Source organism: Porphyromonas asaccharolytica DSM 20707, from assembly GCF_000212375.1.
Classification (GTDB): domain Bacteria; phylum Bacteroidota; class Bacteroidia; order Bacteroidales; family Porphyromonadaceae; genus Porphyromonas; species Porphyromonas asaccharolytica.
The window spans coordinates 1,337,484-1,362,004 of sequence record NC_015501.1 but is presented as its reverse complement, the minus strand read 5'-3'; the positions used below and the strand labels follow the sequence as shown (position 1 = coordinate 1,362,004).

General features: G+C 50.4%; 13 protein-coding genes, 4 tRNA genes and 3 rRNA genes. 10 read left to right on the top strand and 10 right to left on the bottom strand.

Going from position 1 to position 24,521, the window contains the following annotated elements:
* Positions 1–14 precede the first annotated feature (14 nt).
* A complete protein-coding gene (locus tag PORAS_RS05345) occupies positions 15–707 on the top strand; it encodes an ABC transporter ATP-binding protein (protein WP_004330820.1) in 693 nt (230 codons plus the stop codon).
* Positions 700–1,428, top strand: a complete 729-nt coding sequence (locus PORAS_RS05340; RefSeq protein WP_013760472.1) for a ComEA family DNA-binding protein — start codon at positions 700–702, stop codon at positions 1,426–1,428. Before PORAS_RS05345 ends, PORAS_RS05340 begins: the two co-directional genes overlap by 8 nt.
* 17 nt (positions 1,429–1,445) lie before the next feature.
* Here PORAS_RS05340 and PORAS_RS05335 read toward each other — a convergent pair whose 3' ends face one another.
* The 10 genes from PORAS_RS05335 to PORAS_RS05290 all read right to left on the bottom strand — a co-directional run bounded on the left by PORAS_RS05335 (position 1,446) and on the right by PORAS_RS05290 (position 13,156).
* The gene (locus tag PORAS_RS05335) at positions 1,446–2,150 is read right to left on the bottom strand and encodes a phosphatase PAP2 family protein (protein WP_004330838.1); all 705 of its coding nucleotides are present in this window, start codon (positions 2,148–2,150) and stop codon (positions 1,446–1,448) included.
* Between the two features lie 59 nt (positions 2,151–2,209).
* Positions 2,210–3,049 carry a hypothetical protein gene (locus tag PORAS_RS05330; protein WP_044211361.1) on the bottom strand — a complete coding sequence of 280 codons (840 nt, stop codon included), beginning with the start codon at positions 3,047–3,049 and terminating at the stop codon, positions 2,210–2,212.
* A gap of 216 nt (positions 3,050–3,265) precedes the next feature.
* A tRNA-Arg gene (locus tag PORAS_RS05325) sits at positions 3,266–3,339 on the bottom strand.
* 979 nt (positions 3,340–4,318) lie between these two features.
* Positions 4,319–4,429, bottom strand: a 5S ribosomal RNA gene (gene rrf / locus PORAS_RS05320).
* A 129-nt stretch (positions 4,430–4,558) separates the two neighbouring features.
* A 23S ribosomal RNA gene (locus tag PORAS_RS05315) occupies positions 4,559–7,435 on the bottom strand.
* A gap of 190 nt (positions 7,436–7,625) precedes the next feature.
* Positions 7,626–7,699, bottom strand: a tRNA-Ala gene (locus PORAS_RS05310).
* 46 nt (positions 7,700–7,745) lie between these two features.
* Positions 7,746–7,819, bottom strand: a tRNA-Ile gene (locus PORAS_RS05305).
* Positions 7,820–8,182: 363 nt separating this feature from the next.
* Positions 8,183–9,711, bottom strand: a 16S ribosomal RNA gene (locus PORAS_RS05300).
* The 16S, 23S and 5S rRNA genes sit together here with 2 tRNA genes alongside, the layout of an rRNA operon.
* A 1,577-nt stretch (positions 9,712–11,288) precedes the next feature.
* Positions 11,289–11,630: a hypothetical protein gene (locus PORAS_RS05295; RefSeq protein WP_013760470.1), complete on the bottom strand. Its 342-nt coding sequence runs from the start codon at positions 11,628–11,630 to the stop codon at positions 11,289–11,291.
* Between the two features lie 743 nt (positions 11,631–12,373).
* On the bottom strand, positions 12,374–13,156 hold the full coding sequence (locus PORAS_RS05290; RefSeq protein ID WP_013760468.1) for an ADP-ribosylglycohydrolase family protein: 783 nt from the start codon (positions 13,154–13,156) through the stop codon (positions 12,374–12,376).
* 808 nt (positions 13,157–13,964) lie between these two features.
* On the opposite strand from PORAS_RS05290, the gene PORAS_RS05285 reads away from it, so the two are divergent.
* The 8 genes from PORAS_RS05285 to PORAS_RS05250 all read left to right on the top strand — a co-directional run bounded on the left by PORAS_RS05285 (position 13,965) and on the right by PORAS_RS05250 (position 24,401).
* Positions 13,965–14,036 (top strand) — tRNA-Arg (locus PORAS_RS05285).
* A 129-nt stretch (positions 14,037–14,165) separates the two neighbouring features.
* Complete coding sequence (gene rplU / locus PORAS_RS05280) at positions 14,166–14,483, top strand: 50S ribosomal protein L21 (RefSeq protein ID WP_013760467.1); 318 nt, start codon at positions 14,166–14,168, stop codon at positions 14,481–14,483.
* A 19-nt stretch (positions 14,484–14,502) separates the two neighbouring features.
* Complete coding sequence (gene rpmA / locus PORAS_RS05275) at positions 14,503–14,760, top strand: 50S ribosomal protein L27 (RefSeq protein WP_004331204.1); 258 nt, start codon at positions 14,503–14,505, stop codon at positions 14,758–14,760.
* Between the two features lie 320 nt (positions 14,761–15,080).
* Entirely contained in the window at positions 15,081–15,578 is a 498-nt protein-coding gene (locus PORAS_RS05270; RefSeq protein WP_013760466.1) for a ribosome assembly cofactor RimP, read from the top strand.
* Positions 15,579–15,644: 66 nt separating this feature from the next.
* Positions 15,645–17,054 carry a transcription termination factor NusA gene (gene nusA / locus PORAS_RS05265; protein ID WP_013760465.1) on the top strand — a complete coding sequence of 470 codons (1,410 nt, stop codon included), beginning with the start codon at positions 15,645–15,647 and terminating at the stop codon, positions 17,052–17,054.
* 110 nt (positions 17,055–17,164) lie between these two features.
* Complete coding sequence (gene infB / locus PORAS_RS05260) at positions 17,165–20,344, top strand: translation initiation factor IF-2 (RefSeq protein WP_013760464.1); 3,180 nt, start codon at positions 17,165–17,167, stop codon at positions 20,342–20,344.
* Positions 20,345–20,767: 423 nt separating this feature from the next.
* On the top strand, positions 20,768–22,186 hold the full coding sequence (locus PORAS_RS05255; protein WP_013760463.1) for a leucine-rich repeat domain-containing protein: 1,419 nt from the start codon (positions 20,768–20,770) through the stop codon (positions 22,184–22,186).
* Positions 22,187–22,277: 91 nt separating this feature from the next.
* Positions 22,278–24,401: a T9SS type A sorting domain-containing protein gene (locus PORAS_RS05250; RefSeq protein ID WP_013760462.1), complete on the top strand. Its 2,124-nt coding sequence runs from the start codon at positions 22,278–22,280 to the stop codon at positions 24,399–24,401.
* Positions 24,402–24,521: the final 120 nt, after the last annotated feature.

Genomic DNA, 24,521 nt, shown 5'->3' with positions numbered 1-24,521 from the left:
AAACGACAAAGCCTATGCCCACGCCTCTCGTCACCCTAGACTCTATCTGCAAGTCCTTTGGCTCGCTGCAAATACTCAAAGAGATAACTCTCTCGATACATCAGGGGGAGATAACCTCTATCGTCGGTCCTAGCGGTGCAGGCAAGACGACGCTCCTACAGATCATCGGGACGCTGCTTAAGCCGGACAAGGGAGAGCTATCGATCAACGGGGTCAATCCTTTTACCCTCTCAGCTCAGAAGCAGGCGCACTTTCGCAATAAGCAGATAGGCTTCGTCTTTCAGTTTCACCAGTTGCTGCCCGAGTTCACAGCTGCTGAGAATGTTGCCATACCTGCTATGATCGCAGGCATGAGCAAGCGACAAGCACTCAGCGAAGCGGAGCAGCTACTCACACAGCTGGGGCTGGCCGATCGTCTTAAGCACCGCCCGGCACAGCTCTCGGGTGGTGAGAAGCAGCGCACGGCCGTAGCACGTGCCCTGATCAATCGCCCCACGCTGATCCTAGCCGACGAACCGTCGGGGAGCTTAGACACACAGCGCAAGGAGGAGCTCATAGAGCTATTCTTCGAGCTACGAGATCAGCTCGGACAAACCTTCCTGATCGTGACACACGACGAAGACTTTGCACAGCGAGCCGACCGCACCATCTCACTACAAGATGGGCGCATCATAGCCGATACGTACGCTCCTGACCAGCATGAATAGCTTCAAGAGAGGACGCACAGAGACCTGGGTGCTGATAGCCGTTAGCCTGATCATACTCGCTGCCATCGGCAAGATACTCTGGGACAATAATTACCAGGCTCAGTCGCTCGCCCCACTGGCGGGACAGACGATAAGCGAGCAACTAGTCTCTCTCCCCACAGACTCCATACAAAGGCGAGCTAGCGGAACCTACGCGCCTCCTCTACAGCCTGACAAGTCACAAAAAGATGTAAGCGGGGCCTCACAGGGGGTCGAGCTTTCGGCAGACTATGTCGGTGCGCCTGAGCAGCAGAAGTACAGCTCCCAGCCGAAGCTCCGCAAGGGACAACGCATCGATCTCAACAGTGCCGACACGCTTACACTGCAGCAGGTCCCAGGCATTGGACCTAGCTTTGCTAGACGCATTGTTAAGTATCGTGATCAGCTAGGCGGGTACTACACGGTACTGCAGCTGCAAGAGATCTACGGCATGGAGCCTGATCGGTACCAGCGCATCAAGCCTTTCTTCTATATTGGTGTAAGGAATTACAGTACCCCCTTTGACGCTCTGCGTAGTGACAGCATCCCTTCACATCCCTACCTCAACTACCGGCAGCAAGCAGCACTAGCACGGAGCATTCGTAAGAACGGCACCATTGATTCGTGGCACCGCATTATGAGCTTAGAGGAGTTCAATCGGGATGACAGTGTGCGTCTCTCCCACTACTTTCACTTTAAGTGAGCCGGCTTACGACCTCACTACCAGCCAGCCTGCCCTTTCATCACGCCCATCAGCTCGCCAGCAAAAGCAAATAGGAAGAGGATAAAGACGCAAAGGAATGAGGTCAAATATCCGATCGTTGAGGCGCAGAGACGACTCTGAGACTCCGAGGGGTGTACGTTGTATAGCTTCACACGCAGCCAGCGATAGAGTAGATAGACTAGATACCCCAGCAAGAGCCCCACACAAGCCCCAGGCACCACATCTGTGATAAAGTGCACGCCGAGATAGATGCGACTATAAGCTGTGGTCAGTGCCAGCACGAAGACCACCACCGTATACCAACGATTGCGGAAGGCCAATGCGGTAAACATCGCTAGTGCCATAAAGTTCGTCGCATGCCCTGAGATGAAGCCGTAGCCCCACGCTTTATATCCGTAGACCGACTGCACTAAGTCTGCCGTAAGTGGATGATAAGAGGGTCGCAGCCGCTCGAAGTAAGGCTTGATCAAGCCACTAGAGAGTTGGTCGGCTACGGTAATCAAGAGAGCAATCATCAAGACGAGAAGGATCGACTCACGAAGCGGCTTTTTGACAAAAAGAAAGATGACCAGTCCAAAAGCAACGGCGATCCACGGCCAGCGCGAAGAGATGAGATACATAAAAGCGTCCCAATAAGGCGTGTGCGCTGCATTGATGGCTAAAAAAGCGTCCCGCTCCCAGAGTGCTAACTGCTCAACCATAGTTTCTAACCTTTCATCACCATAGGGAGTGCTTTACCAGCTGGGGCACTCCTGTGTTTTTACTTTTGAGCACTGACGACCTTTTCTATAGCCGTACGTGCTATCTGTCCGGAGATGCCATCAGGCAGAGTCACAGCTAGATAAGCTTGCCCACGATCCTCGACATCGATACACATCTCAGCACCGTCATAAAGCTCCATCATCGGGGTAGCTACTGACGGATCATCCTCTAGAGCATAGAGCGGAGCCTTGACACTGCAGAGTACCGCCACATCTGTCTGCTGATCGTAGTGACGACGATGTAGTATCATGAGTAAGGTACAGCCCCACAAGACGATCAGGGCTAACATCGCATAAAACGATCCTCGTCGCACCCGCCTAGAGTGTCCCAGGAAGAAAGCCAAGCAAGTGACTATGCTCGCCACAAAAAGCACAATTGATGCAACGAGCCACCCATTCATCGGGACCGCATAAGCGCATGCATCAGACCAGCGACGCACGATCGGGTACTCCATAGCGGGCATATTCATCCTCGCCTCCTCGACCAAACGCAGATTGTGCCGCGCCTCTGAGTAGTCAGGAGCCAGTAGCAAGGCTCTGCGATAGTTCACTATCGCTCTCCCCCTTTGCTCCACATCATTGTAAGCAACGCCAGCACGATAATAGCAGAGACTCTGCAGACTCTCTTGTTCCTCAGACTCCTGAGCCAGATGACTATACATCTCGGCAGCTTGCTCGTAGCGACCATTAGCATACGCAGCATCAGCCTGAACAAGAGCTTCAGGCTGTGCACCCTCTACGAGATCTGCACGACTACAAGAGCATAGCACGAGGAGCTCCACAAGAAGCATCATCATCACACCACACCCTAACCTACAGCCTCTATGTCGTACTATCATATCCTTTTACTCTTCAAACTGCACACAGGCACACATAGCCTCCGTTGCTCGGACTCAAGACAGATCGTCCACCATCAACACCTTAGTATGAGAGCGTGAGAGAAGCCCCTAGCTTATGACCTTATATAGATATGGTGAAGCACAACCCACTGGGAGGAAGAGCCTTTGATACAGGGCAATAAGAAGCGCGCTCAAGACTAGAGTCTACGCAACGTGTGATCGAGTTGGGATTCGAACCCAAGACCTACTGCTTAGAAGGCAGTTGCTCTATCCAGCTGAGCTACTCGACCTATTATTAATGGTATCACACAGCGACCTCTGATCTGTCGTGTCAAGAGGTAGCTGATACGCCTTGCACATGCGCACTACCGCTACGGCTCGACAAAGGTACAAAAAACTATTCGCCCCCCAAAATAGGAATTATCCACACTACCCTTTTATCAGAAAAAGCGGAGGTTGTCCTAAACGTTTTTAAGCGAATAAGTGCCTAGTGTAGCAGTCAAGAGCAATTGAGATCCTTGGCGAAATGCTCAAAAAGAGGGGATCCCCTCTATATGTTAACAAGTTCTCCCGAAGGAGGCGTAAATGGTTCGTTTTAGCCACTTCTCAAAGTTCATTTTGGTAAAGGTGTTTAACCGAAGGGAGACAATAAGATTGGCAAGCCCTCCATTTGTATTTGGCAATATCCTTAAGCCAACTGATCACGCCTTTGGTCGTCTAGGGTGGACGCTTGCTTCTTGTTTCATTACTGTTGGATTTGACTTCCCCAACTGTGTACTATTTCAGGAGAGGAGAGAGCGTCCGCCCTCGTCCTTCCTCGTCAAAGCAATACGTCACCCAGTAGAGACGCACCGCTCGTGTCTAGCCAGAGAGCGTCCGTCCCCATCAAAGCAACACCGCACCCTGTAGGGACGCACCACTCGTGTCTAGCCAGAGAGCGTCCGTTCCCGTCAAAACAACACCGTACCCTGTAGGGACGCACAATCTGTGCGTCCATCCTCGGCAAAGCGAAACGTCGTCAAGATCGTTCGACAACGGACGCCCTTCGGCTAGATACTCTCGTGCGTCCCTACAGGACTCAGTCACGGCTAGTGTCGAGTCATAGTGCGTCCATTGCTTCAAAAGTTACAGCGTCGTAACCCTTAACGGGGACGGACGCTCAGACCGAGCGTCCCTACAGGGCGCAGTAGTAGCTAACAGCCAAAAGCCAACAGGACAAAAAAAGAGTCCCCAGACAGGTGTCATACCTATCTGAAGACTCTTCAATGGGAAAGGCGGTTACCTACTCTCCCGGTTTTACTCAGTACCATCGGCGCTATTGGGCTTAACTGCTCTGTTCGGAATGGGAAGAGGTGGATCCCCAACGCTATAACCACCTTAATGGGTGACATACGTAGACTTATATAGTTACTCTAGATAATTTACGAGTCAGCGAGTCTATCAAACTCTCGAATACGCTGCTTCGTTTTTAGGCGTACACTCTAAGTAAGTCGTATAACTCAACTCTCTTAGCGAATCGTTCGGGTAATTAGTACTACTCGGCTTTGACATTACTGTCTTTACACCTGTAGCCTATCAAGGTCATCGTCTTTGACCACCCTCAATGAGATCTTATCTTAGGGTCGGCTTCGTGCTTAGATGCTTTCAGCACTTATCCTAGCCCGACTTAGCTACTCGGCATTACACCTGGCGGCATAACCGATAGACCAGCGGTCGGTCCAACACGGTCCTCTCGTACTAGTGTCAGAGCCCTGCAAATCTCTACGCCCACAACAGATAGAGACCGAACTGTCTCACGACGTTCTGAACCCAGCTCGCGTGCCACTTTAATGGGCGAACAGCCCAACCCTTGGAACCTTCTCCAGCCCCAGGATGTGACGAGCCGACATCGAGGTGCCAAACCGCTCCGTCGATATGAGCTCTTGGGAGCGATCAGCCTGTTATCCCCGGAGTACCTTTTATCCTTTGAGCGATGGCCCTTCCATACGGAACCACCGGATCACTATGCTCTAGTTTCCTACCTGTGCGACTTGTTTGTCTCCCAGTCAAGCACCCTTGTGCCATTACACTCTACGACCGGTTACCAATCGGCCTGAGGGTACCTTTAGAAGCCTCCGTTACGCTTTTGGAGGCGACCACCCCAGTCAAACTACCCACCATACAGTGTCCTTGCTATTCGCAAGTTAGTACCCAAACATCAAAAGGGCCGTATTTCAACAGCGACTCCTGAAGCACTGGCGTGCCCCACTCTCAGTCTCCGGCCTATCCTACACATCTGATACCCAAGTACAATGTAAAGCTATAGTAAAGGTTCACGGGGTCTTTTCGTCCCGTTGCGGGTAATCGGCATCTTCACCGATACTACAATTTCACCGAGATCGCGGTTGAGACAGTGCCCACATCGTTACACCATTCGTGCAGGTCGGAACTTACCCGACAAGGAATTTCGCTACCTTAGGACCGTTATAGTTACGGCCGCCGTTTACTGGGGCTTCAATTCAATGCTTCTCTTGCGATGACATCTCCTCTTAACCTTCCAGCACCGGGCAGGTGTCAGGCTGTATACTTGATATTTCTATTTCGCACAGCCATATGTTTTTGTTAAACAGTCGCATGGGCCTATGCTCTGCGGCCAGTGTCGCCACTGGCGTCCTTTATCCCGAAGTTACAGGACCATTTTGCCTAGTTCCTTAACCGCGAATCTCTCGAGCGCCTTAGTATACTCAACCCAACCACCTGTGTCGGTTTGTGGTACGGGTAATATATCAATTGTTTAGCGGGTTTTCTTGGGAGCTGGCTTACCTACATTATCACTTTGTGCATGCACGCAGTGTACTCTCAGGTTCGACTCGGTCTGCGGATTTGCCTACAAACCAATTATCTACACCCTTTAACCAACTATTCCGTCAGTCGGCAGTAGTGTCACTTCTCCGTCTCCACATCACTCAATATATTAGTACTGGAATATTAACCAGTTCTTCCATCGGAATCGCCATTAGGCTTATCCTTAGGCCCCGACTAACCCTGATCCGATTAACGTTGATCAGGAATCCTTAGTCTTTCGGCGAGGGGGTTTCTCGCCCCCTTTATCGTTACTTATACCTACATTTGCTTTTCCTATCGATCCAACACAGGTTGCCCCTGTATCTTCTGCTCAATAGGAATGCTCCCCTACCGATGTATTCACATCCCACAGCTTCGGTACACCACTTATGCCCGATTATTATCCACGCCAAAATCCTCGACTAGTGAGCTGTTACGCACTCTTTAAATGAATGGCTGCTTCCAAGCCAACATCCTAGCTGTCTTCGCATCTTGACTTCGTTTGTCCAACTTAGTGGTGATTTCGGGACCTTAGCCGATGGTCCGGATTGTTCTCCTTTAGGACATGGACCTTAGCACCCATGCCCTCACTCCTTGGCTTTGACTTGTACGCATTCGGAGTTTGTCTGGACTTGATAGCCGGTGAAAGCCTCGCATCCAATCAGTCGCTCTACCTCATACAAGAAACACCAAAGGCTGCACCTAAATGCATTTCGGGGAGTACGAGCTATCTCCAAGTTTGATTAGCCTTTCACCCCTACCCTCAGTTCATCCGAAAGCTTTTCAACGCTTACCGGTTGGGTCCTCCAGATAGTGTTACCTATCCTTCAACCTGACCAAGGGTAGATCACTTGGTTTCGCGTCTACCTCTACCGACTAATCGCCCTATTCAGACTCGCTTTCGCTCCGGTTCCGTACTTACCTGTACTTAACCTCGCCGGCAACGGTAACTCGTAGGTTCATTATGCAAAAGGCACGCAGTCACCCCTCAGGGGGCTCCTACCGCTTGTAAGCAGATGGTTTCAGGGTCTATTGCACTCCTCTTATCGAGGTTCTTTTCACCTTTCCCTCACGGTACTTGTTCACTATCGGTCTCTTGGAAGTATTTAGCCTTACGGGATGGGCCCCGCAGATTCACACAGGATTTCTCGTGTCCCGCGCTACTCAGGTGGTAGCTCTGTCTACAAACATGTTTCAAGTACGGGACTGTCACCCTCTATGGTCGGACTTTCCAATCCGTTCTTCTACACGTTTACAGTACATTAGTGCTACTCCTACAACCCCGTAGATGCCGAAACATCTGCGGTTTGGGCTACTCCCCGTTCGCTCGCCACTACTAAGGGAATCACTTTTGTTTTCTTTTCCTGAGGGTACTGAGATGTTTCAGTTCCCCTCGTTGACCTCTCTTGCGAGATACTAGACCTCCAGTCTAGTGGGTTGCCCCATTCGGATATCTGCGGATCAATTCGTATGTGCCAATCCCCGCAGCTTTTCGCAGCTTATCACGTCCTTCTTCGCCTCCAAGAGCCTAGGCATCCGCCATCTGCCCTTATAACTTTTCGCCTTGAGCATTGCATCAACTTACGTCGATACAATCTCTGTTGAGTTATACTACTTAGCGCACGATCTAAAATCGTTACTCGCTTTGTATTCTTTATTTGTTCGTACTTATTTCTAAGCACGCTCGTTACTCGTTTCTATTGTTTCTATTGCTACGTATGTCAAAGATCACTTGATGCTGTTAGCATCCGTGTGGAGAATATCGGATTCGAACCGATGACCCCCTGCTTGCAAAGCAGGTACTCTAGCCAGCTGAGCTAATCCCCCGTCCATCTTGCTTAAGATATACTAGCCCCGTGGTGCCGCCCTATCGTAGTCCCAGGCAGAGTTGAACTGCCGACCTCTACATTATCAGTGTAGCGCTCTAACCAACTGAGCTATAGGACTCTCTCGACAACCATACCGCAGTATGATCTGAGCCGTATATCCTATCATGGGTTTATCGCTCTACACGTGGACGACGTCTCGAGACCGCTCTCTATTCCTGCCTGCCTAGCTTAGACCGACAGCCTCTGAGCGTTGCCTCAGGGTCGCTCTCGCTTCATCGATTCTCCATGTTATATGGATTTCATAACTAATTCTACCTTCATCGTGTGTGTTACCTACTGACGATCTCCTATCCGTGCCTCACTGCGTCTGATAGACTTGTAAGAAAAAATAGCACCAATCTTAGAGATAGGTCTTGACGAGAGCTCTAGACGAAGGATCAACCCTCTTGTCTAAACCTCTCAGAGAGCCTCGTGTCTCCAGAAAGGAGGTGTTCCAGCCGCACCTTCCGGTACGGCTACCTTGTTACGACTTAGCCCCAGTCACCAGTTTTACCCTCAAGCGCTCCTGTGACGGTCACGCTCTTCAGGTACCCCCGACTCCCATGGCTTGACGGGCGGTGTGTGCAAGGTCCGGGAACGTATTCACCGCGCCATGGCTGATGCGCGATTACTAGCGAATCCAGCTTCACAGAGTCGAGTTGCAGACTCCGATCCGAACTGGGATAGGGTTTATAGATTAGCTCTCTGTCACCAGATGGCTGCTCGCTGTCCCTACCATTGTAACACGTGTGTCGCCCCGGATGTAAGGGCCGTGCTGATTTGACGTCATCCGCTCCTTCCTCACGTCTTACGACGGCTGTCTCGATAGAGTCCTCGACTTGACTCGTTAGTAACTATCGACGCGGGTTGCGCTCGTTATGGCACTTAAGCCGACACCTCACGGCACGAGCTGACGACAACCATGCAGCACCTACATAGAAGCCCCGAAGGGAAGAGACCTCTCAGCCTCATGCATCTACATTTCAATCCCGGGTAAGGTTCCTCGCGTATCATCGAATTAAACCACATGTTCCTCCGCTTGTGCGGACCCCCGCCAATCTCTTTGAGTTTCACCGTTGCCGGCGTACTCCCCAGGTGGAATACTTATCGCTTTCGCTTAGACCCATACTGTATATCGCATAGATCTAGTATTCATCGTTTACTGCGTGGACTACCAGGGTATCTAATCCTGTTGGATACCCACGCTTTCGTGCTTCAGTGTCAGTTGTAATGTAGTACGCTGCCTGCGCAATCGGAGTTCTGTGTGATATCTATGCATTTCACCGCTACACCACACGTTCCACGTACCTCCAGTACACTCTAGCTAGAGAGTTTCAAAGGCAAGACCATAGTTGAGCTACAGCTTTTCACCCCTGACTTCCCTTGCAACCTACGCACCCTTTAAACCCAATAATTCCGGATAACGCTCGCATCCTCCGTATTACCGCGGCTGCTGGCACGGAGTTAGCCGATGCTTATTCGTATGGTAACTGCAAACACCTACACGTAGGTGACTTTAATCCCATACAAAAGAAGTTTACAACCCTTGCGGGCAGTCTTCCTTCACGCGACTTGGCTGGTTCAGGCTCTCGCCCATTGACCAATATTCCTCACTGCTGCCTCCCGTAGGAGTTTGACCCGTATCTCAGTGTCAATGTGGGGGGTCAACCTCTCAGTCCCCCTATCCATCGTTGCCTTGGTAAGCCGTTACCTTACCAACTAGCTAATGGAACGCAGGCCCATCTCTTAGCGATTAATCTTTCCTCCTCTTCTCATGGGATCTAAGGAGTATATGGTGTATTAGTCCGACTTTCATCGGGTTATTCACCACTAAGAGGTAAGTTGCATACGTGTTACTCACCCATTCGCCGGTCGCCGACGACGTATTGCTACATCTCGCTGCCCCTCGACTTGCATGTGTTAAGCCTATCGCTAGCGTTCATCCTGAGCCAGAGTCAAACTCTCCATTGTTAGTATTTTGTTTGTTTGTTCTCTGTTATAACACAAGACCCTATTATCAGTAGCTTTCGCTACCGCAAGCCTTGTCTCTAAGATGATTATTGTGCTATTATGCTTATTGTCCTCGCAGTGTAGACCTAGATTGGATTGTCTTAGGTATTGTTTCATCTAGAGCATCGCAGCTCTAGATCACTACACTTTGATTGTTTAGTTATGAAATATATCAAAGATCGCTTCTATTATCCCCGTAAGCGTAGCCCTCTTAAGAGCCCCAGATCAACGCCTCTTCACCTGTGAAGAGCGATCTGCTTTTTCTTGCGGGTTGTGAGTGCAAAGGTACGACAAGTTTTTGAAACCACCAAATATTTGGAGAAGTTTTTTTTTTCGCCGATCGTTTTTTGTCAGTCGATGAACACTCATACGAGCAAGTGCTTCATTGAGTCTCTAAATCAACCTGGCAAGCGAGTCATCACATAGACTCAGCAAGCGTTTCGATCAGCTACCATCGTAACCAAACCCCAATCGTGCGCCGGACACTTCCGACCACCCTTTCTTTGAGGTTGCGAATGCAAAGGTACGACAACTTTTTGAATCCACCAAATTTTCGGAGAAGTTTTTTTTCGAGCTCCTCGCTCGTGCGTCTTACACCTATTATATATAGGGTCGCCAAGCGATGCTCTTAACATCAAAAACCTACTCGCCTCTCATGAGGCTCAGACACTTCCGAAACCCCGTTCTTTTGAGTTGCGAGTGCAAAGGTACTACAACTTTTCCAATCCACCAAATGTTTGGCAAACTTTTTTCGGCGAAGGACACAACGAGCCAACTCAGTATGCTGATGCATAGGGATTTGTATGCGTTGCGGGACAGGTGACGGACGCTCAGGCCGAGCGTTACTATAGGAGTCGTTTCGCTGTGATACAACGGACGCCATCTTGCTGTGATACAACGGACGCTCAGACCGAGCGTCCCTACAAAGGGTTCTCGTCTCATCGTTACTCGTTTCGCTTTGACACAATGGACGCACGACCATGAGTCCATACAAATACTGGCATTACAGCATTTGATGGCTGGATTTGTCGTGTTGATGTGATTCGTGTAGGGGCGGACCTGCGTGTCCGCCCGCAGAATAGACTACGCTCAGGTGAGGACAGGCGGACACATAGGTCCGCCCCTACGGTGGAAGCCCCCACCCCGCTGAGCGGTTCACCCGAAGAGCAGTCGACCGAACTTCCGAAACGAGAAAAAACTTCGCTTTTTACTTGCATATGAACTTAGAAAGCAAAGGGTTACTCGTTCGAGAAGTCGAGATGAGAAGAGATGACGTTTACCCCGACACTGACCTGACACGTACTCAGGAGCCGTAGATATAACTATCACCTCTCCATCGCAAAGGTCCGAACTAACGAGCGACAGACAGTATGGACGAACTCAAAAAGGGTTTGCACTAAACATCCTAAAGATGTTGTGAACTCGTATAGCTTCACTAGGCTAGCTTAAGCGAAGAGATTTTTAAGGGGATTAGGCAGGGAGGAGTCAAACGCACTACTTCATATAGGCTCTGCTAGGTGAAGGCGTTCGCTCGATAGTCATTCTTGTAGATAGGTCCTTTGGAGCCAAGTCACAAAACTAGCGACATCTTCCTCCAAAGACTGATAGCCTCCGAGCCAATGCACATAACGATTGAAGAGCAGTTGCTGAAGAGATACGGGGACAGAAGAGAACTCTCCCCTATTAGCCATCGCGACAGGCGGGAAGGCAAGGTAACTAGACTGAGTCATTTGCTCGTCAATATAGTCTCCCTTAAATTTATTCACCCAGATATATTCATACGACCAAAAGGCAGTCTTGTCTTGGTCTACTCCGTCAAAGGGGCACTCTTCCTCTCCTTTGTAGTATCGGCATTGCTTGATCAGTTCGTCTCGTGTCATAGTTTATCGTGTCTTGCACTCCAAAGGTACGAACTTGCTATAGACACCGCAATTATCCAAGCTAAACAAGTCGACGAGTTATCAGCTGTACGAGCACTCGCCTCCCTCAACAAGTAAGAAACTCTTATGAGCTAACTAGGCAATGTCTGTCGTCAAGGAAGTACTGAGAGCCGCTCAAAACTGAGCGACAAAAGAACAGCCCCTACTGAGAGAGTAGAGGCTGTGTGCTTTTGAGACTTCGGACTGCAACCGCTATCGTCTCGGGTGAAGAAGACCGCCAATGGCGATGAACTCCACTGCAAAGATACAGACCAACGAGCTACTGAGCAAGCGACCGCACACTTGCGAACCAGCCATCAGTTGACTGCTGTATCTTTATTGTAGGTTAGAGATCTGAGAAGAACTGAAGCCTTTGTAGCACGTGAAGGCAAGCAACGTAGGATATTAAGACGATACTCCGCTCTCAAGATAACCATCAACTAGTTCGTAAAAGGTCGAAAGACTTTTCTTTAAGTCATAGGTGTATTTTCCCCATGATGTGAACATCACAATGAGAAGAGCGTATGGAATACTCTTATATCTTTTTCCGCCAATGCATTCATAATCTAAATGCATCGGAAGTAAGAGACCTTCATTCTCCACGAATACGCGCTCCATATCCCAATACCAAGTTATCTCTTGAGGATATTTTGAATCATCAAAGGGGCACCCTTCCTCGCCTTTGTAGTATCGGCATTGCTTAATCAGTTCGTCTCGTGTCCTCGGATCGTCTGGCGGAAGCTGTCGATGACCTGGCGCATATCCTCGGGGAGATAAGCGAGGGTACGCTGCTCTATCTCGGAGGGTATACCGAAGTGCGCCTCGGCGAGGCTCCCCGCGATAGCGCCTATGGTGTCGCTGTCGCCACCAATGGAGATGGCTAGGCGAATAACCTCCTCGAAGGTGCGCCCCGCTAAGAAACAGACGATCGCTTGCGGCACGGTCACCTGACAAGTCTCGTCAAAGCTGTTGTGCTCCCGGATGTAGTCGACCCGCTGTGTGAGGTCATAGTGATAGGTCTCCTCGATATGCTTCTTGAGGTTGGTTTTGCTCGCCCCACCTCTGAGCTGGTAGATGGCGTCTGCGATAGAGACCGCCCCTTTTATCCCCTCGGGGTGGTTGTGGGTGCACTCGGCGCTGGCCTTAGCTTGTGAGAGGACGGTATCGCGAGTGGAGAGCCAGCCACAGGGTGAGACGCGCATGGCACTGCCATTGCCAAAGCTGCGATACGGCACTGGTGGGGTCGTGTAGATCCACTGATGAAAGCGTCCGCCGTAAGCCCCCTTAGGATGGGGGTAGCGTCTGCACCACGCCTGCAAGGTATCAGCAAAGTTCGCTCCTCTCAGCAGCGCATCGGCAACGGCTACGGTGCAGATTGTGTCGTCCGTATAGTCGCACCCATCGGCAAAGAGCTCGAAGTCTGTGCGGTAGGTATTTGCAAACTCAAATCGTGAACCGACGATGTCTCCTACTATTGCTCCTAACATAACTTGCTTGTTGTTTGGCACAAAGATAATGTTTCTCTGCGAGTAATGGAGTGTCTACGCTCTGGGCTAGATTTGGGCTTTTGCGAAGAGGGCTGACGCATTATAATCGCTCTGTCAGGAGCTACACATAAGGACAAGCGAGGCATAGATGAGTGCACTATATATAATAATGTGTCAGTCCTGCCCTCTAATCTCTAATCTCTCCCCCTCCGAACTCTCCGATTCCTCCGATGCTCTCCGATCCCTAATTTCTAATCCCTAATTTCTAATCTCTAACTTCTAATCTCTACTCTCTATTTACATATCTTTACGGGGAAATTCGTCCGATTCCCCCCTTTCTCGAATATCCACGTGGAAAATCTCAAATCTCCACGTGGATATTTTTCTTTTTCCACGTGGGCGTCATTCATTTCCTCCGAAGTTTCATTTGATTCCTCCGAAGAGTTTTTTCTTCCCCACGTGGAAAATAAAAATTCCCCACGTGGAGATTTTGAAATATCCACGTGGAAATCACTTTTCCCCGACGCAGTGCCGTTTTGATATGTAGTCAGTTCTAAATTATTGTAGCGATCCGGCATCAACTTTTCTCAGCCAGGGATGACGCATCATAATCGGATTTTCAAGAGCCACACAGAACGATAGACGAGGAATAGATAGGTAAACGAGCTCATTGTACATAATGCGTCAGCCCTGGCTTTTGCGAAGCAAAGGTGCGGCGGTACGTTTTTATTGCGTACCTTTGCGGAGGCGATTGTACAAGGCAGTTTGCAGAGAGCTGTGGCACACGCTATGGTGCAAGTATGCAGAAGCCCCTGTAGTTCAACGGATAGAATAGAAGTTTCCTAAACTTTAGATCTGAGTTCGATTCTCAGCGGGGGTACGCTTGCGGGGTGTCAAGTTTTTTGTACCTTTGCAGTCGGTTTACTTCCTAAGTAAGGTTTGTCAAGCGCTAGTCGATAGTAGGCAGCCACCTTACGGGACTATATAATAATAGTAACAGACAAACGTAATGTACGCAATTGTTGAAATCCAAGGTCAGCAGTTTAAGGTAGAGGAGGGTCGCAAGCTCTTCGTGCATCATATCCGCGAGGTGGAGCAGGGTGCAGAGGTTACCTTTGACCGGGTTATGCTCCTCGACAAGGACGGAGCAGTCGCAGTAGGTGCCCCGACGATCGAGGGCGCACAGGTAGTATGTGAGGTGGTATCTCCACTCGTCAAGGGTGAGAAGGTGCTGATCTTTCATAAGAATCGGAGAAAGGGCTATCGCAAGCTCAGAGGGCATCGCCAGCAGTTCTCCGAGATACTAGTAAAGCAAATCGTAGGATAATTAAAGACTCTAAGGAATCATGGCACATAAGAAAGGTGTAGGAAGCTCCAAGAACGGACGCGAATCCGAAAGCAAACGCCTAGGCGTTAAGATCTTTGGAGGCGAAGCCTGTAAGGCTGGTAACATCATCGTACGTCAGAGAGGTACGCAACACCACCCAGGTGAGAACGTGGGCATGGGCAAGGATCATACCCTCTATGCACTGACAGACGGTACGGTCGTCTTCACTCAGACGAGAGGAGATCGTAGCTTCGTCTCTGTAGCGACACACGAGTAGTCATCACTTAGTGACACATCGCTAAGCTCTACGCTACACGATACAGCAGCCCCTCCGCCTCCTATCCCTTCGTTTGATAAGGGTTATGAGGTAGAGGGGCTTGGCATTTTTCATTCTTCCATCATTACCTAGGCGGATCCTCTAGATTATTTACCGTGCATCGGGTAGACAGTGTGCTATCTAAAGAAATATTACTATCTTTGCATCGTAATGAACCGGTTGAGGTCGTACGGCTCACAAGCAGTTATCTCAGCTTAGGTATGGAGGAGGAAGCCATGCGACAGCGGTTCCCTCCTTTTTGTATATAATCATCGAGTATCATGATAGATCTAGCAGTACTCCGCACAGAAATAGAGCAGATGCTCCACGAGGACGAGTTTGTCGTGGAGATAACTAGTAGTCCAGGGGATCAGATCCGAGTAGTGGTTGATGTCATGGGTGGCTTGCCCATCTCTCGTTGTGTCGAGATCTCTAGGGCCATCACGCAGCTACACGATCGTGACGAGGAGGAGGACTACGCCCTAGAGGTGTCATCGCCGAGTCTCTCCGATCCGTGGCAAGTCTACGAGCAGTACACACGTCATCTAGAGGCACCCGTGCAGGCGGTCGATGCGTCAGGTATGAAGTGGCACGGCAAACTCATAGAGGTTGGTGCCCGAGGTGCTGATCAGCTCCCTGAGTATGTCGTCCTAGAGATAGAGCGCACAGAGACCGTACAGGATGGTAAGAAGAAGAAAAAGAAGCAGGTCATCGAGCCACACCGCATCGACCATGATCAGCTCAAGCGCATCTCATACGATCTAGACAAAGCACTCTGATAGAGATCCCCTCCCCCATCATTACTTAGATATACTAGTCCCACAGAAGAGACCCAACATACATATATGGCTAGAAAGAAAGAATCAACGAGCTTAAAGGTTCTACTCACCGAATTCAAAGAGCTGAAGAACATAGACGAGGAGACGATGCTCCACGTATTAGAGGACTCCTTCCGGAGCATCCTCGCTAAGATGTTTGGCTCAGACGACAACTTTGACGTAATCATCAATGCGGATAGCGGAGACTTTGAGATCTGGCGCACCCGCGAGGTGGTTGCTGACGATGCTGTCGAGCGGGAGAACGAGCAGGTAGCCTACACAGAGGCTCGTGAGATAGATCCCGAGGCTGAGATCGGAGATGATGTGACCGACTCGGTAGACTTCCTCTCCTTCGGTCGGCGTGCCATAGTCAATCTACGCCAGACCCTCTCAAGCAAGATCTTGGATCTGCAGAAGGAGCACTTCTACCAAACCTTTATAGAGCGTGTAGGAGAGCTGATCACGGCTGAAGTCTATCAGGTATGGAAGCGTGAGACTCTACTCGTTGACGAGGATGGCAACGAGCTCATCATGCCCAAGAGTGAGCAGATCCCTGACGAGTACTTCCGCAAGGGTGATAGCGTTCATGCCGTCATAGCTCGCGTGGATAATGAGAACAACAACCCTCGTGTCACGCTCTCACGCACTAGCCCAGAGTTTCTCAAGCGTCTCTTCGAAATCAATGTCCCCGAGATCGCTGATGGTTTGATTACGATCAAGCGTGTAGCACGCATTCCTGGTGTCCGCGCCAAGATTGCCGTCGAGTCTTACGATGATCGCATCGATCCTGTAGGTTCTTGTGTCGGCATGAATGGTAGCCGCATACGTGGCATCGTCCGGGAGCTACATGGGGAGAACATTGACGTCCTCACCTACACGGCAAACGATAGTCTATTCATACAGCGTGCACTGAGCCCTGCGAAGATCTCTTCGATCGAGCTTTATCCAGAGACTGCCAAAGCAGAGGTTTACCTACGTCCAGAGGATGTACCTCTAGCTATCGGTAAGAACGCCAGCAACATCAAGCTAGCGTCCGTTCTGACAGGCTTTGAGATTGAGGTATTCCGTGATGCAGCGGATACGACTGAGGAGGATATCTACCTCTCCGAGTTTAGTGATGAGATCGAGGACTGGGTCATCAAGATGCTTCTAGACATTGGGCTCAACACGGCTCGTGCCGTCCTAACCACTTCACGCACAGAGCTTCTTAAGAAGACTGATCTCGAGTTAGAGACCATCGACCGTGTCCTCCGCATCCTCTCGTCCGAGTTTGACCTTGAGGAGCTAGAGGAGATGGGACTACCACAGGAAAACATTGACCTGCTCAAGAGCCCTGTACCTACGCAAAAGGAGATCGCGCAGGCGATCATCGAAGACCTCAAGGAGGACGAGACGACCGCTGAGCCTCAGCCAACAGACGAAGCTACTGAGGAGTAAGCAGAGCACACTACCAGCTAGTCACAGTATAGGGGTTACAGTGACTGGGACTATTCATAACGATAAGAAATACCGAACCCCACCCGTAGACGAGCAATCAAGAGAAATATATGTCCATAAAACTGTTTAGCCTAGCCAAAGAACTCAACATCGGAGTCAATTCGCTTGTCGCCTTCCTTCACGACAAGGGAAAGGAAGTCGACAACAACCCTAACACACGCATCACGGAGGATGAATTTAATCTGATCCTGCGTAGCTTCACGCCGACCTTTGATGAGGAGACTGTAGGAAGAGCCAAGAAGAAGTTCCTTCGCAGCAAGAGCGCTCCTAAGGCTAAACCAGAGGAGCCTACGAAGACTGCAAAGTCTGAAGCTAATAACGCCGAGGCGCAGTCCACAGAGGCAAAGACTCCAGCAGCTAAAAAGGGGCAGGCAGAGCCAGACATCCCCACCACGGCCAGCACCTCGCAGGTCAACGTAGTGGGGCGGATAGAGCTCGATAAGCACAATAACCCAGTCTCAACCTCTACATCCAAAGCCTCTACGGCTACTCAAGAGGAGCCCACCAAGACGAAGGTAGCAACTAAGGCTAGCAAGCCAAAAAGCACGAGCACAACTAAGCAAAAGGCAGCTACTCAGGAGGAGCCTACCAAGACGCAGGCAAGCACGACAGCTGAGCAGCCGAAGGTCGCTACGCCTGCCAAGGAGACCAAGGAGACGAAAAAGGCTCCCGAGACTAAAGAGACAAAGAGCGAGGCTAAGCCCGTAGAGAGCGCTAAAACCTCTACGAAGGTCTTGTCTAAGGAGCAGGACACATCTAAGGCAGCACCCGTTGTTTCTAAGGAGCCTGCACAGAGCGAGGTCAAGCCAATCGCTGCTAAGGAAGAGCCAGTGAAGGAAGAGCCGAAGCAGAAGGCTACCGAGCAGCCAACCGCTGCCGCATCAGAGCCTGCAGCCCAAGAGCCAGCCGTCAAAGAGCCAGCAGTCCAAGAGCCCCACACCCCTACGCCCAAAGCAGGTGTGCCCACCGAGACTACTCCCGAGACCAAGGGTGAGGATGCGACAGAGATCTTTCGCATTGCCAAGAAAGAGGACGAGCCACAGCTCAAGGTGGTCGGCAAGATCGACCTCAGTAGCTTTAGCAACTCTCGCAAGTCTAGCAAGTCTAGCAAGGACAAAGAGAGCAATCGTCGCAAGCGCAAGCGCATCTCCTCAGGAGCTGTCGATGTCAAGAGCGAAGGCGCCAAGATACAGGATGATCGCTCTGGCAAGAAAGGCAGTCGCACAGCAGCTCCACAGCGTAATGAGCGCGGAGGACGCAATGAGCGTCGTAATGGACGTAAGAGCAAGCGTCAGGAGCCAGTCTTGACCCCCGAGGAGCAGGACGAGCTAAGAGCTAAGCAGGTCAAAGAGACCCTAGCGCGGCTCAACAATAAGCAGACAGTCTTCGGACGTGCTGCTAAGTCTAGACGTGAGAAGCGCGAGGCACGTCGTGCCGAGTTTGAGCGTGAGCAGGAACTCTCCACGCAAGACGACAAGGTACTCAAGCTGACCGAGTTCGTCACCGTCAGCGATCTTGCCAACATGATGGACGTGCCCGTCACCGACGTCATCTCGACTTGTATGAGTATCGATATGATGGTGTCGATCAATCAGCGTCTTGATGCCGAGACGATCAATATCGTTGCCGAGGAGTTTGGCTACGAGACCGAGTTCGTATCGGCCAACGTCGTCGAGGCTATCTCAGCCGACGAAGAGCCAGACAAGCCTGAGGATCTAGAGCCTCGTCCACCTGTCATCACCATCATGGGTCACGTAGACCACGGTAAGACTTCGCTGCTCGACTGCATCCGTCGTTCGGACGTTACTGCAGGCGAGGCGGGAGGTATCACACAGCACATCGGTGCGTACAATGTGACCCTCTCCGATGGTCGTCGCTTGACTGTCCTAGACACACCAGGTCACGAGGCCTTTACCGCTATGCGTGCTCGTGGTGCGCAGATTACAGACATTGTGGTCATCGTCATTGCAGCAAATGATGCTGTGATGCCCCAGACCATCGAGGCGCTCAACCATGCGAGCGCCGCAGGTGTGCCGATCATCTTTGCGATCAATAAGATCGATGTCAACGGGGCCAACCCCGATAAGATCCGCGAGCAGCTCGCTGGAATGAACTACCTCGTCGAGGATTGGGGTGGTAAGTACCAGGTACAGGAGATCTCTGCTAAGAAGAATATCGGCATCCCCGACCTGCTAGACAAAATTTTCCTTGAGGCTGAACTTCTCGAGCTTAAGTCCAACCCTCATCGTCGTGCCTCTGGCTCGGTCATCGAGTCTTCACTAGACAAGGGCAAGGGTTACCTCGCCTCCGTCTTGATCCAGCGAGGCACCCTTCACATCGGAGACTTCATCCTAGCTGGTAGCTACTACGGACGTGTCAAGGCTATGTACAACGAGTACAACAAGCGTGTCGACACCGCTGGGCTATCCTCGGCAGTCTCCATCCTCGGCTTCAATGGAGCACCGACAGCAGGCGATGACTTCAACGTTATGGAGAGCGAGCAGGAGGCGCGTGAGCTAGCGGTCAAGCGTGAGCAGTTACAGCGCGAGCAAGGCTTGCGTACGCAGAAGATGCTTACCCTCGACGACATCGGTCGTCGTATCGCTGTGGGCAACTTCCAGCAGTTTAACCTCATCATCAAGGGTGACGTGGACGGCTCCGTACAGGCACTGGCCAACTCACTCATCGAGCTCTCGACGAAGGAGATCCAGGTGAGCGTCATCCATCAGGGTGTTGGTCAGATCACCGAGTCAGACATCCAGTTGGCGACAGCTTCAGAGGCTATCATCATCGGCTTCCAGGTTCGTCCTAGTGCTCAGGCTCGTAAGCTAGCAGAGCAGGAAGGTGTCGAGATCCGCACCTACTCTATCATCTACGATGCTATCGAGGACGTACACGATGCGCTCGAGGGCATGCTCTCGCCAGACATCCGCGAGCAGGTCACGGCCAATCTGGAGGTGCTTCAGACCTTCAAGGTAAGCAAGATCGGTACCATCGCAGGCTGTATGGTCACCGATGGCAAGATCAAGCGTACCGACAAGGTGCGTGTCATTCGCGACGGTGTGGTCATCCACACAGGCGAGCTAGAGTCGCTCAAGCGCTTCAAAGACGAAGCCAAGGAGGTGGTCTCTGGACTTGAGTGCGGTATCAACATCAAGAACTACAACAACCTAGAGGTAGGCGATATCATCGAGTCCTTTGAGGAGATCGAGGTACGGCGCAAGCTCTAGGCCCCTACCCCAACATATTTGTCCAGGTGGCGACTGCTTCTCACAGAGGAGCCGTCGCCACTTTTCTTTTGCCGCTCCCTCACTTCAGCTAGGTTCATACGGGTGAAACTACAGTTTCATAGGTAGGGAACAACAGATCCACGTACATCCGAGTGTCATGTAGACCACGAAACAACGTTTTGGTTTGCGATTGATCCTAAATTCTGCCAAATCTTGGAGAAACCATATCGGATTCTGCTGTATTTGGACAAATCCCGAGAAGTGCCCTTTTTGCTCTTGATTGATAGCCCTTAAGGCTTGTAACTTTGTGCTGTCTATAAGCCTCTTCTTTAGTATCCCCTAGAGGGTATTTATGCACTCTCTAGGGGGTATTTAGAATCGCTAGAGCCTGGACAACGACACTAATCAAAACCAAATATAACAATGAAGAAATCCAAACTACACCTGATGTCTTGGCTCCTACTACTAGCCAGCATCCTACTCATCTCATGCAAGAAGGATGAGCCAAATCAAAAGAAAGAGACCCCTCGCAATCCCGAGGTGGTAGCACAGGAGCAGGAACTCCTCAAGCTCCTCGGAGAGGACGAGGGCATCGCCTTTGCCTCTGGCATGAAGGTGGGTGACACCATCTCTATGGGCATCTGGGCTGAGGGAAAGCTTGAGTTTAAGGGGATGAAACCCTCGGAGTACCCCTCACGCTATCCTAACATAAAGGAGTGGGTCTGCTATACCATCACCGACCCTAATGTAGTCATCAAGGGTAATGTGATCGGGTTCAATATTCATGAAGCTCCACTCACTGCATTTGTGGCATCTCAGGCTCCTAACTTGAAGCACTTTTATATGATTGGTTGTCCTAATATTACCGATCTAGACTTCTCTCAGTGCAAGGGTCTTGGATCTATACGGACAAGCAAGCTCAACAACCTAACTAGGATAGCACTACCTACAGAGCCTATTCTCAAGGAATTAAGTTTGTGGACTTCTCCCAAATTAGAGCAACTAAATCTATCTAAGGCTACTGAACTAAAGGTTCTTAACTTAGTTAGAACGTCTCTCAAAGAGCTAGACCTCACGCATTGTAATAAGCTCATAGAGCTATATCTAGAAGAATCCTCTACTCCTATACCCGACATAAGTCATCTCAAGCTAGAGGCTCTATCCCTCAGAAATAAAAATCTGACTTCACTAGATGTTTCTAAGCTCCCTGCGACATTAATCGGTTTAGACCTTGGAAAAAATAAGCTCCAAAGCTCTCTAGATCTCTCGCTTCTGAAGCGCCTCAACGTCTTATACATATCAGATAATCAACTATCTACGCTCAAGCTCCACCATGTCCCAGCTCAGCTCTATGCTCAGAGAAATCAGCTGACATCCATTGAGGTAGCCGAAGCAGAAAATAAGTACTACGAAGAGGACTGGTATGATGAAAAGCAACAGAAACAAAGGTGGTACACTACTCTTTTTGTGGATCTGACATTCAATAAGATGTCAGAAGAGGCTATCACACAGTTCCTCGACAAGCTCTTTACAAATGAAATCCCTAATAAATTGCAAGGACTCTTTCTTGTGGCAACTCGTGAGAATGAGAACGATGAATTCTCTTTTGGTGAGAATGCTTTCACTTCCCAACACTTAGAGCTGATTAAAGCCAAGGGATGGATGACCGTAGGGTATACAAAGAGTACAGGAGACCTCTATTTCGTTAGTCCCGCAGTATACACAGCAGAGCTGCCCACTCCTATGATGTCACAGGGCTACCCCTCTCTAGAGCTGATGCGAGAGAACCCGATTGATGCTAGCAATGAGTCCGATGCTAGAGCGTTTACTCCTCATCTCTAAGCTCTCCTAAACGAATAGACAAGACACAGCTCCTCGGGGCGTGTCTTGTCTCATATCATCATCTATCAACTCCTCTAATATGACAAGTAATATGACAAGAAGACTACACCACTGGGCGTGCGTCCTACTCTGCACGCTACTCACCACGATAGGGCTACAAGCCGAGGTGACACCCTCTATTACCAACCTCCCCTCTGAGTCCCTCCGCACTGGTAGTGACGGTGTCATCACGATGACCACCTCTGGGGCAGTAGGCGAGCAGATTATGCTGGCGGTGAGTCCCGTCGAGGGGCAGAATGTCATCGCTGAGGGTCTCAAGGAGCCGCTGGTACTCGATGGCACGGAGCATCTCTATACGCTCACGAGCCAGACAGTCACCCTTCGGGGTAACCTTACACACCTAGCATGTGATGAGATGAAAGATTCAAGTATCCCAACTGGTCATAGGAATCAATTGACCAGTTTGGATGTGTCAGGATGTAAGACGTTGACTTACCTCGACTGCTCCAACAATCTCCTCCAGAGCTTGGACATTACGCACAACGAAGCTCTTACCGAGCTATTCTGTATGGACAATCAGCTGACCAGTCTAGACCTGTCACAGGCTCGTGGCTTGGAGATGTTCGCTTGCAGTGGCAATGCATTGACACAGCTAAATCTGTCTCAGTGTACTAATCTAGTGGGTCTAGGAGTAAGTCGTAACCAACTGACCGACATAGATGTGTCGCAACTCAAGAAGTTGAAATTCCTCGAGTGTGACGATAACCAGCTGACCCGCCTTGATGTGTCGCACAATGGTGAGTTGCAGGGTCTTGCTTGTTATGGTAATCAGATTAAAGATGAGGCGATGACAGAGCTAGTCAATGGTCTACCTAGTCGCATAGGCAAGGACCCTCATGGTCAGTTTGTCGTAGTAGGAGAGGATGCTAAGGCAGATGGCAATATATGTCTCAAGAGTGATGTACTCATTGCTAAGCTTAAGAACTGGAGTGTCCTAACCAGCGATTTCAGAACCGAATACGATGGGGAACCTGATCCTGCTCCTAATCCTAACACTCCAGTCGGTGACGGTGTCATCACGATGACCACCTCTAGGGCAGTAGGCGAGCAGATTATGCTGGCGGTGAGTCCCGTCAAGGGGCAGAATGTCATCGCTGAGGGTCTCAAGGAGCCGCTGATACTCGATGGCACGGGGCATCTCTATACGCTCACGAGCCAGACAGTCACCCTCCGGGGTAACCTGACACTCCTATGGTGTGATGGTGCTGTAGATATGGATACGCCCCCCTCGCATGAGAATCAGTTGACGAGCTTAGACATAAACTGCGAGACGCTTACACTGTTGTCCTGTTCGGGTAATCCGCTGACCAGTCTAGACCTGTCACATGCTCGTGCATTGACTACCTTGGCGTGTTATGAAAATAAACTGACGCAACTCGATCTTTCTTCGTGTACTAAGCTGACTGGATTAGGTGTCGGGGAGAACCAGCTGACCCACCTTGATGTGTCACATAATGGCGAATTGGAGATCCTTGATTGCTATGGTAATCAGATCAAGGGTGAGGCGATGACAGAGCTAGTCAATGGTCTACCCGATCGTAGGGGCAAGGAGCCTGGCATATTTCAAGTTATAGGCATGGATGCTCAGACAGATGGCAATATATGTCTCAAGAGTGACGTAGCCATCGCCAAGGGTAAGAATTGGAGTGTCCAGTCCTTCTCTGGCGACTACGAGGGAGAAGACCCTACCTACAGCGTCACGCTCACGAAGGAAGGAGAGGGTACCCTCACAGTCACAGGAGCAGACGACCTCGATGCAGTACCCTACGATACGGAGCTTACCGTCATTGCTACTCCAGCTGAGGGGTACGAGCTTACGGCACTTACTGCCAATGGCACAGACATCCTCGCTACGAAGAAGTTCGTTGTAAAGGGTGCTACCGAAGTGAAGGCCACCTTTGTCGATCATACCTCTGTCGGGGAAGTAGGTACAGAGACTATGCGCCTCTACCCCAATCCTGCTAGAGAGTACATTATCGTAGAGGGTACACTCCCCGCTACATTAGTGACCTTATATAGTATGGAGGGTATGCGCCTCTACGAGGATGAGACCGATGCCGAGGGGACGCTTCGCATAGATCTCTCTGCTTATGCTGAGGGTACTTACCTCCTCCGCATAGCCGACCAAATACACCGTATCATAGTCCAGCACTAAGGATTAGGTGACGACCTGTAGAGGCGGACATATTGCTTCGTCTCTACAGGTCATCACCTTGTCATATAAAGCGATGCGACTAGCCTCATTCTAATCAATCTCGACAACATTCTAATCAAT

Bases quoted from the DNA above. Each gene is read 5' to 3' on its own strand.
- PORAS_RS05345 (WP_004330820.1), top strand. From the start codon at position 15: ATGCCCACGCCTCTCGTCACCCTAGACTCTATCTGCAAGTCCTTTGGC.
- PORAS_RS05340 (WP_013760472.1), top strand. From the start codon at position 700: ATGAATAGCTTCAAGAGAGGACGCACAGAGACCTGGGTGCTGATAGCC.
- PORAS_RS05335 (WP_004330838.1), bottom strand. From the start codon at position 2,150: ATGGTTGAGCAGTTAGCACTCTGGGAGCGGGACGCTTTTTTAGCCATC.
- PORAS_RS05330 (WP_044211361.1), bottom strand. From the start codon at position 3,049: ATGATAGTACGACATAGAGGCTGTAGGTTAGGGTGTGGTGTGATGATG.
- PORAS_RS05295 (WP_013760470.1), bottom strand. From the start codon at position 11,630: ATGACACGAGACGAACTGATCAAGCAATGCCGATACTACAAAGGAGAG.
- PORAS_RS05290 (WP_013760468.1), bottom strand. From the start codon at position 13,156: ATGTTAGGAGCAATAGTAGGAGACATCGTCGGTTCACGATTTGAGTTT.
- rplU (WP_013760467.1), top strand. From the start codon at position 14,166: ATGTACGCAATTGTTGAAATCCAAGGTCAGCAGTTTAAGGTAGAGGAG.
- rpmA (WP_004331204.1), top strand. From the start codon at position 14,503: ATGGCACATAAGAAAGGTGTAGGAAGCTCCAAGAACGGACGCGAATCC.
- PORAS_RS05270 (WP_013760466.1), top strand. From the start codon at position 15,081: ATGATAGATCTAGCAGTACTCCGCACAGAAATAGAGCAGATGCTCCAC.
- nusA (WP_013760465.1), top strand. From the start codon at position 15,645: ATGGCTAGAAAGAAAGAATCAACGAGCTTAAAGGTTCTACTCACCGAA.
- infB (WP_013760464.1), top strand. From the start codon at position 17,165: ATGTCCATAAAACTGTTTAGCCTAGCCAAAGAACTCAACATCGGAGTC.
- PORAS_RS05255 (WP_013760463.1), top strand. From the start codon at position 20,768: ATGAAGAAATCCAAACTACACCTGATGTCTTGGCTCCTACTACTAGCC.
- PORAS_RS05250 (WP_013760462.1), top strand. From the start codon at position 22,278: ATGACAAGAAGACTACACCACTGGGCGTGCGTCCTACTCTGCACGCTA.